We start from the raw sequence: 16,053 nt of genomic DNA, 5'->3' as shown, positions 1-16,053 counted from the left end.
CGGTATGCTTGCCCCTGAACGGGAGGCTCAATGATGTTGCGAAACTGCATTGCGAGAAGTTCACCTCAGTCACAGACTTTGTCAACAGGACCTAGTTTGTCGAGATTGAGTTGCTTCCATTTTACGGCGGGCAGTTCCGGCGCACCCGGCACACCGAGCTTATCCCAATCTGGCATTCCGACCTTGAAGCTGACAAGAAATTCTCGGTGTGCGGTTGGCATCTCGCCAACGATCCTGTCCACCAACGCCCGACGGGCTTCCAGTAGCTCTTCCAACGTCAGCGTCTCCGCTATCATCCCCTGGAAGTTCCGGCGGAATTCCTCTGCAATGTCGTGCTGCCCCCGCCCAAGGACGGCGGCGATCGGACTGTCGTGGCTGATGGGATAGACGATGAACGCTTTCCTGAGGTCATCGCTTATGCCTTCGTGAGTCAGAAGATCCCGCACGTCGAACAGGCCGCGGGGATGCTGACGATCAAGTGCTGCCATGATCTTTCCGGCATAGAGGTCGGTGAAAGAGACGAGCCGCATTTCCGCAAAACCAAAATTCTCTTCGACCTGTTCGGATACGGGCCGCTCCTCTGGTGCAAACACACAACCGCGCAGAACGGGCGTCACCTCGATTTTCACCTGGGTCCGGCCGCGCTAGACGATCAATCGGGCGAGCGTGCCGTCGGAGTGGCGGCTCTCGGCGACATGAACACCGTCGATGGTCCGCGAAATGCGATCCTTGATGCGCAGAAGTGCTGCCTCAATTGCCGCCAGCGATTAGGCGCGCGATGCCACCGGCAGAAAAGTGAGGTCGATATCGACCGACAGGCGCGGCATATTGCGGACGAAGAGATTGATGGCGGTGCCGCCCTTGAGCGCAAAGCAGTCCTCTGCTGCCACGGCTGGAATGGTTTGCACGAGCAGTGCCGCCTGTTTCCGATAGCGCTCATCGATTGCCATGGAACTCCTCCGGCACGGTTATGAGATAGGTCGGATCGAGACGGCCGCTGGGTACCAGCGAGCGCTTGCCACGACCAAGATCGATGACATCCTTGTCCAGATGCTTTCGCCAGGGATGCTGATGACGATCGGCAAAGAAGAAGAACAGCCGCTTGACCTTGATACTCTTGTAGTCAGCAAGCAGCGTTTGCAGACGGCGTGGCCTGAGGGTGGTCAGGCTCTCGAAGAATTTGTCGGCCTGCTCGAAGCTTGCCTCATGTGGCAAGCCGTCGAGCATTTCGAGGACCGCGCGCTCCGGCGTAGACAGCGTCAGCGGCCACTCCCATTGTCCCCAAGGCATCACGCTGAGCGACGGCGCATATTGAGGGTCGATTTCGATGGCGCCGCCGTCTCGGATATTCCACGTACGGCTTGTCAAGCCGAAATGAATTGGATCATTTGCGAAGAGCGTTTCGCTGTTGTGGTAGTGGAACGCCACCGTCAAGGGCAGCTTGTTGAGCCATGCCGGAGCGAGATGTGGGCCATAGAGGTGAATGTGGCGATCCTCCCCGTTCGAGATAATGGGAAAATCCATGCAGAGAGAGCAGATCTGGCCGGCGAACAACTCCTGATTCCGACTGGAGAAAATATGGCGCAGTTCGACCCAAATCTTCTGGCGCATATCACGACATCGACGGAGGCGCCGGTCGTTCGGCATTGTGCTGTCAGCCAATCCACTATTTTCATGGAGGTTCAACTCGGCAAGGGCGTCACTCTGGTCAGCGAGAGCCTTGCAAAGATTTTGCGCGTTGATCGCACGGTGTGGCGACCGATCGCTGGGCCTACCAGCTTCAATCAAGTTTCAGCGATTTGGCTTGAGTCCAATCCCAAGCGTGCTGTCTTCCGTCGGGTTGCTCTTGCGAAGCGCATCGAATGCTAGGCACATGCGGAATAAGGGCTGGGATGGTTGGGGCATGCTTGGCAATGAGCCGGTCAAGGACCAAAACAGCTATTGGTGCCAGGAGCACTTTCCCGATAAAGATTGGGTTGCAGAAAGACGCGCTTATCGGAAGGGCTGATATCGGTGGAAAAGCCTCACATGACAGATAAGGTCAAGCCCAAGCTAGTCTGGACAGAGCTCAGCTGATCGCCAGCCATTCCTGTGTCCGTCGCACCAATTCTCGACGAACTAAGGCGATTGGTGGTATCTCGGTGGTATCTTAATGGAAAGCGCAAATATCAGTTCTCTCAGCAAAACCATTAACCGTCTGATTTTCTTGAGAGAACTGGAGCGGGCGAAGGGATTCGAACCCTCGACCCCAACCTTGGCAAGGTTGTGCTCTACCCCTGAGCTACACCCGCTCATTCCCGTCGCGATCCGGGGTAGTGTGTTGGACCGCTGGGCGTCGTCTTGCGGCGACGGGCGCTATATGGCCTAACCATTTTTCAAATGCAACAGGGAAATGACGAGTTCGCGAAGAAAAAATGCATCTTCTTTCCATAAGCTCTCGGAAAGCCCGGAAACGCCGGGCTTTGCCGTCTCGAAGATTGCAATGAAATTGTGAGCGACGTATCAGGGGCGAACCATTTTTCATTGCGAGACGTCATGACTGAGACCACTCCAAAAACCCGCGACGATCTTTTCCGATTCCTGGACGAGCTCGGCATTAGCCATATGACCAAGGACCATGCTCCAGTCTTCACCGTCGCCGAATCGGTGTCGCTGCGCGACGAGATTCCGGGCGGCCATACGAAGAACCTGTTCGTGAAGGACAAGAAGGACAATTTCTTCCTGTTGACCGTCGAGGAGAATGCGACCGTCGATCTGAAGACCGTTCACACCCAGATCGGTGCGGCGAGCAAGGTGTCCTTCGGCAAGCCGGAAAAGCTGATGGAATATCTCGGCGTCATTCCGGGCTCGGTTACGGCTTTCGGTGCGATCAACGACGTCGCCAACAACGTTACCTTCGTCCTCGATGCCGATTTGATGGCGCATGACATCATCAACTGCCATCCTCTGTCGAACGATGCGACGACGTCGATTGCCAGCGGCGATCTCCTGCGCTTCATGGAGGCGACGGGTCATACGCCGCTAGTCTTGAAAGTGACGAGCTAACGTACGATTTTAGCGCTAAGATATGGCAGGCGGCTTCTCTTCGAGCTGTCCGTGTGCTTTGACCATTCCATTCGGCGTGCTGCCAGACGAACTTTATCGGTTCGTTTGGAAATCATGCTCTCCATAAGATCAAGGATGCCGGCAGGCGGGAGACACTCATGAGCGGTTCGAACAATCCCTACAACGCTTCCTTCGGCGGGCAGATGTCGGCCTCGGCATCCTACGGCGGCGCGCCGGCAGCCGGTGGCGCTTCGCCGATCAAGGACACAACGACTGCCAACTTCGCCAAGGATGTTATCGAAGAATCACGCCGGCAACCGGTGCTGGTCGATTTCTGGGCGCCCTGGTGCGGCCCGTGCAAGCAGCTGACGCCGGTTCTCGAAAAGGTGGTCACTGAAGCCCAGGGGCGCGTCAAGCTGGTCAAGATGAACATCGACGATCATCCCTCGATCGCCGGCCAGCTGGGCATCCAGTCGATCCCGGCCGTCATCGCTTTCGTCGACGGCCGTCCGGCCGATGGTTTCATGGGTGCTGTTCCCGAGAGCCAGGTTCGCCAGTTCATCGATCGTCTCGGCGGCCCAGCGGGCGGTGCGGACGATCAGGCGGCGGAAATAGCCGCCGTTCTGGAAGAGGCGAGCGGCCTGCTTGCCGCCGGTGATGTCAATGGTGCCGCCGAGCTCTTCGGTGCGGTGCTGCAGGCGGATCCCGAAAATGCCAAGGCGCTCGCCGGCATGGCGGAATGCATGATCGCCGCCGGCCAGAGCCAGCGCGCCCGCGAAGCGCTTGCCGACCTGCCGGAGACCCTCGCCAACGATGCCGGCATCCAGGCTGTGGTGAAGAAGCTCGACCAGATCGACGAGGCCCGCAAGCTCGGCGATCCCGTGGCGATCGAGCATGAGCTTGCCCTCAATCCCGACAATCACGAGCAGCGCATCAAGCTCGCCAAGATCCGCAATGTCGAGGGCAAGCGCGAGGAGGCGGCCGAGCATCTTCTGACCGTCATGCGCAAGGATCGCAGCTACGACGACGACGGCGCGCGCCGCCAGCTCCTGGAGTTCTTCGAGGTATGGGGCGCCAAGGACCCGGCCACGATCGCGGCACGGCGCAAGCTTTCCTCCATTCTGTTTTCGTAAGAGCCTGTTTTCCTGATGTAGATGGCGATCGTGCGAAACATTTCGCGCGATCGTTTGTTTAGATGAACGCGGCGTATCGGCACCTCGGCTAAAATACTCTTGTGTTTTCGGCAGACGGGCTCACATTGTCTGACGACGTGTCGCGGGACGGGAAGCGACCGCGATGTGTGTCGTTCCTGTGCGGCCCACCGTGGCCGGCGGCGCGGTGTTCTAGCGGGATGGAAGAGATGCAAGTCGGCAATGCCAGATATTTGAAGCCAAGCGATCTGCCCGAATCGGTTGCTGTCTTTCCCTTGTCCGGTGCGTTGCTGCTGCCCGGGGCGCAATTGCCGCTTAATGTCTTCGAGCCGCGCTATCTTGCCATGTTCGATGCGGCGATCGCCGGCAACAGGCTCATCGGCATCGTGCAGCCCGCCCTTTCCGAGCCGGCCGAATCGCCGAACCTCTCGCATGTCGGCTGCCTGGGACGCATCACCTCCATCGCCGAAACCGGCGACGGACGCTATATTGCCGCACTGACCGGCATATGCCGTTTCCGGCTGATGGATGAAATCACCACGCACCAGCCCTATCGCACCTTCCGCATCACGCCTTTCATCTCCGACCTCAAGTCGCACCATGAAGAGGATACGGTCGACCGCGCCGCACTGCTTTCGGCCTTCCGGGCCTATCTGGAAGCCAACAAGCTGGAGGCGGATTGGGAAAGCGTCGAGCGGGCCGACAATATGATGCTGGTCAATTCGCTCTCGATGATGGCGCCCTTCGATCCGGCTGAAAAGCAGGCTCTTCTGGAAGCCCCGGATCTCAAAACCCGCGCCGAAACCTTCATCGCCATCGTCAAGATCGTGCTGGCCGGCTCGGGTGACACCGATTCGCTGATGCAGTAGGAGCTTGCCGATGGATGTTACGGTCAGCAAAGTCGACCCGAAACTGCTCGATCTCCTCGTCTGCCCGCTGACCAAGGGGTCGCTAAGTTACGATCGAGAAAAGAACGAGCTGATCTCGGAAAAGGGGCGCCTTGCCTATCCGATCCGCGACGGCATTCCGATCATGCTGATTTCGGAAGCGAGACGTATCGAGGATTGAGGCGGGTTTTCTTTCGGGATTGTGAATTAGAAGCTGGCCGTTCCTCTCGGGGATCAAAGGAATGGCAAATTTGCGCCTTCATAGTTGTCGTCGAACATGCTTGAGCAGGAGCCAAAAGCAGTCGTTGAAGCTACTCGTTTGAGCGGCGTGATAATGTCGTGCACTACAGTTTTATCGTGTATGTGGGCGTTCAGAACGTCAGCGTTCTCTTGTCGTGAGTATAGAAATCGCCGACCGTGATCTCAGGAATATTCAGTTCCGGCGCGATCATAGAGGTGGCGATAATTATTTGATTCTCCGATGCTGCGTCGCGAGAATACTCGAATAGGAGCTTTTGAAAATTCTGGCTTCGCAACGGCTCCATGCCCTTGTCTTCTACCGTGTCCATCAGCAGAAATCTGGGATGATTGAATGATGGGTCTTGCGCCGCTGCAAAACAGAATGCCGCTAGGAAGCTATTCTTGAGATAGACCATCGAACTGGCAGAGAAAAAGCTGTCGCCGTTGACGGCTATCCGGTCACCATCGAAATCGAATGTGACGGTTTCCGCATTCTGGAACGTGCTCTGGCGGGCCAAGTCGCGCTTCAGAAATTCAACAACGAGATCCGCGATTGCAGTCTTCGCCGTTGCAACCTGGTTGGCGTTCCTCAGTTTTTCTGAACCGATGATCGTTTTCAGGCTTTGGATTTCGGATCTGAGATTTTCCGCGGACTTCGATAAGGCTGCTAGCTGTTCAATCACACCAGCTTTGCCTGCAAGATCTTCAATCTTCCTCATGAGGTATCCAGCGGCCCGATTGAGTTCGCGAAGGCGCAAACGTAACTCGGTAGTCGGCGATCTTACTGCCACCTGATAATGACGAGAAGCTTGTTGCCATAGCGCTCGAGTGGTAGCCAGATCTTCGCGCAGCATCTCGATCTCGTCGACGCGCTCCGCTTGAAGTTCCAGGGATTCCTGGCGTTGACGGGCAAATTCGTTGATCAGTTTGAGGGAACGCGCTTTCGTCTCACGCGGGTCATAAGGCGTTTTGCACAGGCCACATGCTCCCTCTATATCGTGCTTATCGATGGGCGCCAAACAAGCGGGACAGTATTCATACTCCAGCGTCTTGAATTCATCGATTATTGTATCGGATTGGTGGAGCTGCGTGAGCTTCTCGTCGAGTGCATTTATGAACTGCAGGGAATCTGCTCGCTCGAGCTCCAAGGTGTCGATGCGCTCCTGTGTCCGGGCAAGTTTGCCCTGCAGCAAGACGATGTTCTTATACGTCTCTTCCTGGTCATTGAGGCTCAACCGATCATCAAACTGACTGTGGAAAATTTGCTCTTCGAGCGCCGCGATTTCGTTATTGGTCTCTTCAAGCTGCCGGTTGAAACTTGCCGTCTCGGTTTCGAACCACTCCCTTGTCAAGGGGTGTCCATCTCGGCCGTGAGATCTGATGATGACCTTGATTTGCGCTTCTGCAATATCAAGCTCCTTACTCGCCTGGCTCAAACGAATTTGGGCGTCGTAGTACCGGGCGCTGAACGCGCCACAAAGCAGCTCGCCCACGGTTTGCCGAGTGATCGCGTCATCGAACCGCTGCGGTCTGAAAAGCTTCTCCACTGGACTTAATTGGTCGGCATACAGAAGACGCAACACCTGATTGATCGTAATTTTTGTGTCGGTTTCCGCGTACTGAACTTCCGGTAAGCCCAGAAAACGGAATATCACTTGGGAGAAGCTATCCTTTGTGCCTCGTGCATAGGGGTAGACTTGCCATTGCTCTTGGCGCGCTGAGTACGTTTCGTCGATCGTACCGATGAATATGCGCATGGGACGACCGATTTGGTCGCTGATGTCTCGAGCAAACGTCGCAGATTTTCCATTCAACGCGACTTGCAAGATTACAGTGTCGCAGCGCATCGCGCTTTCTCGCCAGTCACTGAGATCTCCTCCCAACGCATAGAATATGAAGTCCATCAGCGTGGACTTTCCCGAGCTGTTTTCACCTCGAATGATGTTCAGACCGGAATGAAAGCGCTCATCATAGACCAGTTTGCCCTTGGCAGTGACCTGAAGACGCTCAACGCGAATGTTCGGCTTAAACATCGTCATATCGGTGTTCCTCAAGCTCACTTCTTGCTCGGAGGCCATTCGGTCCATACGGGCTGTACGCCTTGAGCTCGCATAAGAATTCAATCAACTCGGCGTGCTCGTTGTGATGTTCCTCTACCGTCGCGGAAACACGGTCGGGCAGTTCCTTACCGGTTCGGGAAATTGTCCCTTCCTTGAAAGCCTTAGGCTCGATGAAGCCGTATGATTGTAGACTGCTTGCCGCCGCGCTCTGGGCTGCACGCATTCGGTTGAAGAGGACCGCAGGCTTTGGTGTTACCTGGTAGGTGTTGGGAATATACCGCCGCTTTAGAGCGTTATGGAGCTTTACCAAGGGCCTTGGACACTTGAATTCCGAGATCAAGACAGGAAAACATACGTAAAAATCAAGAATCCGTGCCGACTCATACGAGCAGCTAGCTGACTCATGCGCCGGGAAGAGAACGAACATGCGGAAGACCGCATGAAACGGATCGTTCGCAGGGAGGTATGTAATGTTAATCACAGTGCCACCTGACGTAACATTTGTCTGCCAGCCAGTATATCATTCCCTTGATATGGGTTCTGTTCAGCGTCAAGTGGTCTGAACCGTCGCCGATTTCGCTCATGATTTTGTCGACGACCTCGGCTTCGATCATCGCGTCAATTTCCTGCGGTGATAACGATGAAGTCGATGGGATAATCTTCGTGTCAAATGTCTCGTGTATTGCCGCCATAATATAGGCGAAGAGCTGTTGCGCGCTGGAGAACCGCTCGAACCTCATAAGAAGCTTTGCGAACAGTTCCTTTTTCTTTTTGGCATCATTGAACGCGGCGCCGCGGCCGCAAAAGTCGAGCTTCTGCTTCAATCCAACCACAGTCTCCCCATCTCGATTGTCGATGAAGAATTGCAAGTCGTCCACGAATCCGACCATTGACTCGTCTTTCGAAATCTGGTCGGAGAGAAGTTTCAGGAGCCGATTTACTTGCGATGGTTTTACGCCATCGATCTGATTGTAATTCGTGATTTTGGTGATGTTGTTTCCAGCTTGATCGCCGGCGACGTGCGACTTGCCGAGATTACTTGTACTGACTAGACTCACGATTTATTTATATCCCGGCCTGCCTGATCGCCGCCAACCCTTGAATTGCGTTGATCGGAGTAACTCGCATTGCTGCCTTGACGGAATTTCTGCACCGTTAGCGTTACGCCACTTCCCAAGAGGAAGCCAATCACCCCTGTGACCACTTCCAAGTACTTCGACAAGAGTTCCAAAATCCCTCCAACCCGTTGACTTGCGCGAGATCGACCACCTGATATTTTCCAATCTGCCAAAATATTCTGCGTCGTCAATCGTAGATTGTTCGAGAGAGAAACTAGATCATAAAAAAGAGAGAATATAGCTTCTGATGCCGCTATGCCGTAAGTGTTTACTATCGCGGAGCTTGCAGAGAGCGTGAGTCCGCTTTTGACGTTCGCTCCCCAGAAGCGGACAGTCGGCAATCGGCCCCGTGGCAGACATCTACGGCGAATTACACCCTTCCAATTCCCGGTCTCGCTTCAAATCGCCTCACCAGCCAGCAGCCGCGGATTGTCCTTCGCGGTCGTGCCCGCGGCCTGGCCGATGAAGAAGGATTTGAGGCTGGGCAGGCGGTCGACGATCCCCAGCCCGAAGTCGCGAGCGATGCGCAGCGGTGTGTTGTCGTTGGAGAAGAGCCGGTTCAGCACGTCGGTCGTCACCCCCATGCGGAAGGTGTCGAAGCGGCGCCAGGTTTGGTAGCGTTCGAGGGTGTTGATCGAGCCGATATCGAGGCCGAGGCGGTCGGCCTCGACGATGGTTTCGGCCAATGCGGCCACGTCCTTGAAGCCGAGATTGAGGCCCTGGCCGGAGATCGGATGGATGCCGTGGGCTGCGTCCCCTGCGAGCGCGAAGCGCGGCGCGACAAAGGCGCGGGCAAGCGTGAGGCCGAGCGGGAAGGCGCGGCGCTCGCCGACGGTGGTGAGCGCGCCGAGCTTGTGGCCGAAGCGGCGTTCCAGCTCCTCCTCGAAGAGGAGATCGTCCGAGGCGACCAGCCGTTCTGCGTCGGGGGTGCGCTCCGTCCAGACAAGCGAGGAGCGGTTGTTTTTCAAGGGCAGGATGGCGAAGGGGCCGGAGGGCAGGAAATGCTCCTCGGCGCAGCCGCCATGCGGGCGCTCATGCTCGACGGTGACGACAATGCCGGACTGGCCGTAATCCCAATTGACGGTCTTGATACCGGCCATGTCGCGCAGCTTGGAGCGCACGCCGTCGCAGGCGACCAGAAGCCGCGTTTCGAGCGTGCTGCCATCCGAGAGGGTGAGGGTGGTCTTGTTGTCGTCAGTCGTGAATCCAGTGGCGCTGAGGCCATGCTTGATCGGGATGCCCAAGCGTTCGCAGGCACCGCGAAGCGCCCCGACCATGGTCATATTCGAAACCATATGGGCGAAGGGCTGACCCTCGGCCACTTCGCCGTCGAAGGTGAGGAAGACCGGGCGGACGGGATCGCCGGTGCGCGAATCGGTGACGATCATGCGGGTGATCGGTTCGGCCTCAGGCGCGATTTCGTTCCAGACACCGAGAACATCGAGCATCTTCGAGGCGGCGGCGATGATCGCCGATGCCCGCATGTCCTTCTTCCAGGCTGTTTCGGGAGCGGCTTCCACGATCATGACGTCGAGGTGAGGTGCGGCCTGCTTGACTGCGACTGCTGCGGCAAGACCCACATATCCGCCACCCACTACCAGCATGTCCAACATAGCGCTTCCCTGTGTCTTACTGTCACGTACTGCTCTATATAGAGCATCCTGTTGACGGTTCCTACCATGGGAGTTCAAGCAAAATGTCGCGAGAGACCGAGAAGCTCACCCCGATGGAAACCGTACTGGCGACGCTCGATCTCGAAACGATCGAGATGAACCTGTTTCGCGGCAACAGCCCGCAGGTCGGCTGGCAGCGCGTCTTCGGCGGGCAGGTCATCGGCCAGGCGCTGATGGCGGCGCAGAGGACTGTGGATGGCGATCGCTTCGCGCATTCGCTGCACGCCTATTTCATGCTGCCGGGCGATCCTTCAGTGCCGATCCTTTATCAGGTCGATCGCCTGCGCGATGGCTCGAGCTTCAATACGCGGCGCGTGCTGGCCATCCAGCATGGCAAGGCGATTTTTGCGCTGACCGCCTCTTTCCAGGTCGACGAGCCCGGCTTCGAACATCAGGGCGATATGCCTGATGTGCCGATGCCGGAGGAGCTGATGGACGAGGAGCAGGTGAAGCAGCGCTATCTCGCCCACGCGCCGGAGAACGTCCGCCGCTACTGGGAGCGCAAGCGGGCGATCGAAATCAGGCCGGTGTCGATCGAGAGCTATTTCTCCCGCGCACAGCCGAGCCAGCGGCAGAATATCTGGGTTCGGGTGACGGGACCGGTGCCGGATGACCGGCTCTACCAGAATGCGGTGCTCGCCTATCTCTCCGACATGACGCTGCTCGATGTTTCCCTGAACGCGCATGGCACATCGGTCTTGGACCCGAGCGTCCAGGTGGCGAGCCTCGACCACGCCATGTGGTTCCATCGACCGTTTAGGCTCGATGACTGGCTGCTCTACAGCCAGGAGAGCCCGAGCGCCTCCGGCGCCCGCGGATTTACGCGCGGCAGCCTGTTTACGCGATCTGGTATCCTGATTGCGTCGGTAGCGCAGGAAGGCCTGATTCGTAAAAAGGCAAATGATTAAATAAAGTGCAATTTTATAAAATTGCACTTTATTTGTGCTGCTCTTTTGGCGAGAAATGCCGCTTTATTGGTTCTGCGCAATAAATCTGTTTTATTTCAATACGTTATAAATGTGTCACGAATCTGGCACGCCCTTTGAATGTGTATGGCCAGTCGCTGCAGAAACACTCGTCGGCGGCAAGGAGAGTCGGCTCCGCGCCGAGGCTAACAAAGGATGGGAAACCAGATGAAAATTGTGATGGCCATTATCAAGCCGTTCAAGCTCGATGAGGTCCGTGAGGCCCTCACGGCTGTCGGCATCCAGGGCCTGACTGTGACCGAAGTGAAGGGCTACGGGCGCCAGAAGGGGCATACCGAGATCTATCGCGGCACCGAATATGCCGTGAGCTTCCTGCCGAAGCTGAAGATCGAAGTCGCAGTCGCATCCGAAACCGTCGACAAGGCCGTCGAGGCCATCGCATCGGCCGCCAAGACCGGCCAGATCGGCGACGGCAAGATCTTTGTCTATTCCATTGACCATGCCGTGCGCATCCGTACGGGCGAAACCGATTCAGAAGCGCTGTAAGACACGGCGGACCAGGGAGTTATTTGCATGTCATTTTCCAAGCTTTCCTCTGCCCTGACACGGGTGGGCGCGCTTTCTGCGGCCTTGCTTGCGCCGGCGATCGCCTTTGCGCAGGAGGCCGCCCCGGCTGCTGCGGCTGCGACCGCCGCCGCTCCGGTTCCGGACAAGGGCGACACCGCCTTCATGTTCATCTCCACCATTCTCGTGCTCTTCATGCTCGTTCCGGGCCTTGCGCTGTTCTATGGCGGTCTTGTCCGCGCCAAAAACATGCTCTCGGTCCTGATGCAATGCACGATGATCGGCGCCGTCGTGATGATCATCTGGGTTCTCTACGGCTACTCCTTCGCCTTCGGCGGCGGCACCAGCCCCTATTGGGGCGGCACGGCCAAGATGTTCCTCTCGGGCGTTTCGACCTCGACGACGGCTGCAACCTTCTCCAAGGGCGTCGTCATTCCTGAGTTCATCTTCATGCTGTTCCAGATGACCTTTGCCGCCATCACGCCGGCCCTGATCATCGGTGCCTTCGCCGAGCGCATCAAGTTCGGCGCGGCCGTGCTCTTCTGCGCGCTGTGGGCGACCTTCGTCTACTTCCCGATCGCTCACATGGTGTGGGATTCCAACGGCATGCTCTTCAAGATGGGCGCGCTCGATTTCGCAGGCGGTACTGTCGTTCACATCAATGCCGGTATCGCAGGCATCGTCGGCGCCATCCTCGTCGGCAAGCGCGTCGGCTTTGGCAAGGACATGATGGCTCCGCATTCCATGACGCTGACCATGGTCGGCGCATCCATGCTCTGGGTCGGCTGGTTCGGCTTCAATGCCGGCTCGAACCTTGAAGCATCCGGCGGCGCAATGCTCGCAACCGTCAACACCTTCATCGCAACCGCAGCTGCCATCATCTCCTGGTCGCTGGTCGAAACCTTCACCCGCGGCAAGGCCTCCATGCTCGGCGGCGCTTCGGGCATGGTTGCCGGCCTCGTCGCCATCACGCCTGCAGCCGGCATCGCCGGTCCGATGGGCGCGATCGTCATGGGCCTTATCGTCTCGCCGCTCTGCTACTTCTTCGTCTCGGTCGTGAAGAACAAGTTCGGCTATGACGACACGGCTGACGTCTTCGGCGTGCACTGCATCGGCGGCATCTTCGGCGCCATCGCAACCGGCGTCTTCGCCAGCGCCTCGCTCGGTGGCGTCGGCTATGCCGAAGGCGTCACCATGAGCAGCCAGGTCGTCGTCCAGCTGACCGCCGTCGTCACGACCATCCTGTGGTGCGGCATCGGCTCGGCGATCCTCTACAAGGTCGTCGATGTCATCATCGGTCTGCGCGTCGCTCCGGAAGCCGAGCGCGAAGGTCTCGACCTCGCCTCGCACGGCGAAGCCGCCTACCACAATTCCTGATCGGAGCTTGCGAGACCGGAGCAAAGTTTCCGGTCTCGCTGAACATCCCGTCGCGTCCTGTTTCATCGTAAATAGGCCGCTCTTGGCCCGGACCTCGGTTCGGGCCCTTTTCTTTGGTGCAATCACATCCACTGGCGAAAGCCCCGTAATCTCCCGGCTCGGCATGCATGGTTAACATGCCATTAACCCTCCTCTGATTAGGTATGGCTAACCTGCCGGCGAGTGGGCATAGACCGATTCGCTTGCGCTTTGGACTGGAACGGGGCTTGATATCATGGGCAGAAGCAATTCGGCGGCGTTGAGCGGTCGCCCCGACCGTTTATCGCTTTCGAGCGTGGTTTGGCGTCAGATCAAGGGGCTGTCGGGCTTTGGAATATTGTTCCTGCTGGCGCTCGCCGTTGCGGCGCTGGCGACCTGGAACGTCATGGACCCCAGCTATTCCTACGCAACTGCCAATGCGCCGACCAACCTGCTCGGCTTTCCCGGCGCCGCCTTTGCCGACGTCATGATGCAGTCGCTCGGCCTCACCTCGCTTCTGGCGATGCTGCCCGTCGTCGCCTGGGCCTTTGCTTTGATCACCAACCGCAAGCTTCATCGGGTACCCTCGCGCCTCGGCGCCTGGTTCGGCGGCTGCATCGTCGCAGCCGGCTCGATCGCCTGCTTTCCCGCCCCGCCGACCTGGCCGATCCCGAACGGCATCGGCGGTGTCGTCGGTGATCTTCTGCTACGCCTCCCGGCCCTTTTCATCGGCACCTATCCGAGCGGGGTCGTCGCCATCATCATCGGTTCGGTTCTCGCCGTTCCGGCCATTTGGCTCATGCTCTTTGCCTCCGGCGTCATCGGCGAAAATCTCGTGGAAGACGAGGAGGATGAGGACGATTACGAGGAAACCCGCAGCCGCGCCCGTCGGGTGGGCGACGTGGACGAGGATGACGACCGCGGCAGCTTCCTTGGCAATTTCATGGCCTTCGGCGCCGTCATGCATGCCTGGTACAACACGCAGGCCCGCTTGCGCCGGCTGTTCGGCATGGGTCCACGCAAGCGCCGCGACCATGCCTTCGACGCGCCTTACGATTTCAATGATGACGAATTCGGCACGCTGAACGAGCCCGTGCGTGCCAAGGCGCCGATGGTGCGCGGTGACCGTCTCGAGCCGTCCATGGATGGCCCCGCCGCCCGGCGCGTCGTTTCCGCGCCCTCGATCAGCCTCGGCGATGACGAGGATGAGGACGAGGATTCTCTTTATGATCGCGATCCACGGCGTCCTGCCGATATTCTGCCTGACGATGGGGATGAAGATTGGCCGTTAGCCCCGGCTGCATCGAAGGGAGCTGCCGCCGGCCATCGCGTCACCCCAGCCGCTCCGCGCCCGAAGCCTGGAGCGCGGGCTGAGCGGGAGGCGCAGACTTCCTTCATTCGTCCCTATGGCTTCCAGCTTCCCGCCGTCCATCTGCTTGCCGAGCCGAAGGCCGTCGCCCGCGATGCGACGCTCTCGGCTGACGCGCTGGAGCAGAATGCGCGCATGCTTGAAGGCGTGCTGGAGGATTTCGGCGTCAAGGGCGAAATCATTCACGTCCGCCCCGGTCCGGTCGTCACGCTCTATGAGCTGGAGCCAGCGCCAGGCATCAAGTCGTCCCGCGTCATCGGCCTTGCTGATGATATCGCCCGTTCGATGAGCGCAATCGCTGCCCGCGTCGCCGTCGTTCCCGGCCGCAATGCGATCGGCATCGAGCTGCCAAACTCGACGCGCGAGACGGTCTATCTGCGCGAGCTCATAGCCAGCCGGGATTTCGAGACCTCCAAGGCAAAGCTTGCGATGTCGCTCGGTAAGACGATCGGCGGCGAGCCCGTGATTGCCGACCTCGCCAAGATGCCGCATCTGCTCGTGGCAGGTACGACCGGCTCGGGTAAATCTGTTGCGATCAATACCATGATCCTGTCGCTGCTCTACCGCATGACGCCCGAGCAATGCCGTCTGATCATGATCGATCCGAAGATGCTCGAACTCTCCGTCTATGACGGCATTCCGCACCTCTTGTCGCCTGTCGTCACCGACCCGAAGAAGGCCGTGGTTGCGCTCAAATGGACCGTCCGCGAGATGGAAGAGCGCTACAAGAAGATGTCGAAGATCGGCGTGCGCAACATCGACGGCTTCAACAGCCGCGTCGAGCAGGCCGTCGCCAAGGGCGAGGCGATCAGCCGGACCGTGCAGACCGGCTTCGACCGCCAGACCGGCGAGGCGATCTATGAGACGGAAGAATTCGACCTGAAGCCCATGCCCTATATCGTCGTCATCATCGACGAAATGGCCGACCTGATGATGGTCGCCGGCAAGGATATCGAAGGTGCCGTGCAGCGTCTGGCGCAGATGGCACGTGCGGCTGGCATCCATGTCATTATGGCAACGCAGCGCCCGTCCGTGGATGTCATTACCGGCACGATTAAGGCGAATTTCCCGACCCGCATCTCCTTCCAGGTAACGTCGAAGATCGACAGCCGCACCATCCTCGGCGAGCAGGGGGCCGAACAACTCCTCGGCATGGGCGACATGCTCTATATGGCCGGCGGCGGGCGCATCCAGCGCGTCCACGGACCTTTTGTCTCAGATGGCGAGGTGGAGGATATCGTCGCCTATCTGAAGACACAGGGCGCGCCGCAATATCTCGATGCCATTACCGCTGATGACGACGAGGACGATGACGGCCATGGCCCGGTCGGCACCTCCAATCTTTCCGATTCGGAGGATCCCTACGATCAGGCGGTTGCGATTGTGCTGCGTGACGGCAAGGCCTCGACCTCCTATATCCAGCGCCGTCTCGGCATCGGCTACAATCGTGCGGCGTCGCTGATCGAGCGCATGGAGCAGGAGGGCCTGATCGGCCCGGCCAACCATGCCGGCAAGCGCGAAATTCTCGTCCCGACTGAAGCCGATATTCTGGATCGCTGAGGCAACGCGCCTTTCCGTGTGGCATATCCCGTCTATGTTCAGAGAAATTTGATCGCCGCCCCTTA

The 16,053-nt window shown here is 58.3% G+C and carries 15 protein-coding genes and 1 tRNA gene; 9 read left to right on the top strand and 7 right to left on the bottom strand.

From position 1 onward, the window contains the following. Window positions 1-65 precede the first annotated feature (65 nt). From FHT73_RS29820 to FHT73_RS22855, 3 genes are all read right to left on the bottom strand, one after another. Window positions 66-629, bottom strand: coding sequence for a nucleotidyl transferase AbiEii/AbiGii toxin family protein (locus tag FHT73_RS29820; protein ID WP_348648151.1), 564 nt, complete (start codon window positions 627-629; stop codon window positions 66-68). Window positions 630-767: 138 nt separating this feature from the next. Further along, the gene (locus tag FHT73_RS29815) at window positions 768-950 is read right to left on the bottom strand and encodes a nucleotidyl transferase AbiEii/AbiGii toxin family protein (RefSeq protein ID WP_348648150.1); all 183 of its coding nucleotides are present in this window, start codon (window positions 948-950) and stop codon (window positions 768-770) included. Then, entirely contained in the window at window positions 937-1,524 is a 588-nt protein-coding gene (locus FHT73_RS22855; protein ID WP_246712193.1) for a type IV toxin-antitoxin system AbiEi family antitoxin domain-containing protein, read from the bottom strand. Before FHT73_RS22855 ends, FHT73_RS29815 begins: the two co-directional genes overlap by 14 nt. A 54-nt stretch (window positions 1,525-1,578) precedes the next feature. Here FHT73_RS22855 and FHT73_RS22850 point away from each other — a divergent pair, with 54 nt between their 5' ends. After that, window positions 1,579-1,869, top strand: coding sequence for a hypothetical protein (locus FHT73_RS22850; RefSeq protein ID WP_183715020.1), 291 nt, complete (start codon window positions 1,579-1,581; stop codon window positions 1,867-1,869). Window positions 1,870-2,216: 347 nt separating this feature from the next. Here FHT73_RS22850 and FHT73_RS22845 read toward each other — a convergent pair. Beyond that, window positions 2,217-2,291 (bottom strand) — tRNA-Gly (locus FHT73_RS22845). 244 nt (window positions 2,292-2,535) lie between these two features. Between FHT73_RS22845 and FHT73_RS22840 the strand changes: the two genes are divergently transcribed. From FHT73_RS22840 to FHT73_RS22825, 4 genes are all read left to right on the top strand, one after another. Next, complete coding sequence (locus FHT73_RS22840; protein ID WP_183715018.1) at window positions 2,536-3,045, top strand: prolyl-tRNA synthetase associated domain-containing protein; 510 nt, start codon at window positions 2,536-2,538, stop codon at window positions 3,043-3,045. Between the two features lie 158 nt (window positions 3,046-3,203). Further along, entirely contained in the window at window positions 3,204-4,178 is a 975-nt protein-coding gene (trxA, locus tag FHT73_RS22835; RefSeq protein WP_183715017.1) for a thioredoxin, read from the top strand. Window positions 4,179-4,405: 227 nt separating this feature from the next. Further along, window positions 4,406-5,065 carry an LON peptidase substrate-binding domain-containing protein gene (locus tag FHT73_RS22830; protein ID WP_183715030.1) on the top strand — a complete coding sequence of 220 codons (660 nt, stop codon included), beginning with the start codon at window positions 4,406-4,408 and terminating at the stop codon, window positions 5,063-5,065. A gap of 10 nt (window positions 5,066-5,075) precedes the next feature. Next, a complete protein-coding gene (locus FHT73_RS22825) occupies window positions 5,076-5,264 on the top strand; it encodes a Trm112 family protein (protein WP_015341504.1) in 189 nt (62 codons plus the stop codon). A 190-nt stretch (window positions 5,265-5,454) separates the two neighbouring features. Here FHT73_RS22825 and FHT73_RS22820 read toward each other — a convergent pair whose 3' ends face one another. From FHT73_RS22820 to FHT73_RS22810, 3 genes are all read right to left on the bottom strand, one after another. Then, complete coding sequence (locus tag FHT73_RS22820) at window positions 5,455-7,362, bottom strand: ATP-binding protein (RefSeq protein ID WP_183715015.1); 1,908 nt, start codon at window positions 7,360-7,362, stop codon at window positions 5,455-5,457. Between the two features lie 494 nt (window positions 7,363-7,856). Beyond that, window positions 7,857-8,441: an ABC-three component system protein gene (locus FHT73_RS22815; protein WP_183715013.1), complete on the bottom strand. Its 585-nt coding sequence runs from the start codon at window positions 8,439-8,441 to the stop codon at window positions 7,857-7,859. Window positions 8,442-8,899: 458 nt separating this feature from the next. Continuing rightward, window positions 8,900-10,192 carry a ubiquinone biosynthesis hydroxylase gene (locus tag FHT73_RS22810; RefSeq protein WP_183715011.1) on the bottom strand — a complete coding sequence of 431 codons (1,293 nt, stop codon included), beginning with the start codon at window positions 10,190-10,192 and terminating at the stop codon, window positions 8,900-8,902. A gap of 5 nt (window positions 10,193-10,197) precedes the next feature. Here FHT73_RS22810 and tesB point away from each other — a divergent pair, with 5 nt between their 5' ends. The 4 genes from tesB to FHT73_RS22790 all read left to right on the top strand — a co-directional run bounded on the left by tesB (window position 10,198) and on the right by FHT73_RS22790 (window position 15,988). Beyond that, entirely contained in the window at window positions 10,198-11,082 is an 885-nt protein-coding gene (gene tesB / locus FHT73_RS22805) for an acyl-CoA thioesterase II (RefSeq protein WP_183715009.1), read from the top strand. Window positions 11,083-11,295: 213 nt separating this feature from the next. Then, on the top strand, window positions 11,296-11,646 hold the full coding sequence (locus tag FHT73_RS22800) for a P-II family nitrogen regulator (RefSeq protein WP_015341499.1): 351 nt from the start codon (window positions 11,296-11,298) through the stop codon (window positions 11,644-11,646). Between the two features lie 27 nt (window positions 11,647-11,673). Then, window positions 11,674-13,041, top strand: a complete 1,368-nt coding sequence (locus FHT73_RS22795) for an ammonium transporter (protein WP_183715007.1) — start codon at window positions 11,674-11,676, stop codon at window positions 13,039-13,041. A gap of 274 nt (window positions 13,042-13,315) precedes the next feature. Next, entirely contained in the window at window positions 13,316-15,988 is a 2,673-nt protein-coding gene (locus tag FHT73_RS22790) for a DNA translocase FtsK (protein ID WP_183715005.1), read from the top strand. Window positions 15,989-16,053 lie beyond the last annotated feature (65 nt).

The organism is Rhizobium sp. BK098, from assembly GCF_014193155.1.
Lineage (GTDB): Bacteria > Pseudomonadota > Alphaproteobacteria > Rhizobiales > Rhizobiaceae > Rhizobium.
This window is presented reverse-complemented; position numbering and strand designations above follow the sequence as displayed.

Bases quoted from the DNA above. Each gene is read 5' to 3' on its own strand.
- FHT73_RS29815 (WP_348648150.1), bottom strand. From the start codon at position 950: ATGGCAATCGATGAGCGCTATCGGAAACAGGCGGCACTGCTCGTGCAA.
- FHT73_RS22855 (WP_246712193.1), bottom strand. From the start codon at position 1,524: ATGGATTTTCCCATTATCTCGAACGGGGAGGATCGCCACATTCACCTC.
- FHT73_RS22850 (WP_183715020.1), top strand. From the start codon at position 1,579: ATGGCGCAGTTCGACCCAAATCTTCTGGCGCATATCACGACATCGACG.
- FHT73_RS22840 (WP_183715018.1), top strand. From the start codon at position 2,536: ATGACTGAGACCACTCCAAAAACCCGCGACGATCTTTTCCGATTCCTG.
- trxA (WP_183715017.1), top strand. From the start codon at position 3,204: ATGAGCGGTTCGAACAATCCCTACAACGCTTCCTTCGGCGGGCAGATG.
- FHT73_RS22830 (WP_183715030.1), top strand. From the start codon at position 4,406: ATGCAAGTCGGCAATGCCAGATATTTGAAGCCAAGCGATCTGCCCGAA.
- FHT73_RS22825 (WP_015341504.1), top strand. From the start codon at position 5,076: ATGGATGTTACGGTCAGCAAAGTCGACCCGAAACTGCTCGATCTCCTC.
- FHT73_RS22820 (WP_183715015.1), bottom strand. From the start codon at position 7,362: ATGACGATGTTTAAGCCGAACATTCGCGTTGAGCGTCTTCAGGTCACT.
- tesB (WP_183715009.1), top strand. From the start codon at position 10,198: ATGTCGCGAGAGACCGAGAAGCTCACCCCGATGGAAACCGTACTGGCG.
- FHT73_RS22800 (WP_015341499.1), top strand. From the start codon at position 11,296: ATGGGAAACCAGATGAAAATTGTGATGGCCATTATCAAGCCGTTCAAG.
- FHT73_RS22795 (WP_183715007.1), top strand. From the start codon at position 11,674: ATGTCATTTTCCAAGCTTTCCTCTGCCCTGACACGGGTGGGCGCGCTT.
- FHT73_RS22790 (WP_183715005.1), top strand. From the start codon at position 13,316: ATGGGCAGAAGCAATTCGGCGGCGTTGAGCGGTCGCCCCGACCGTTTA.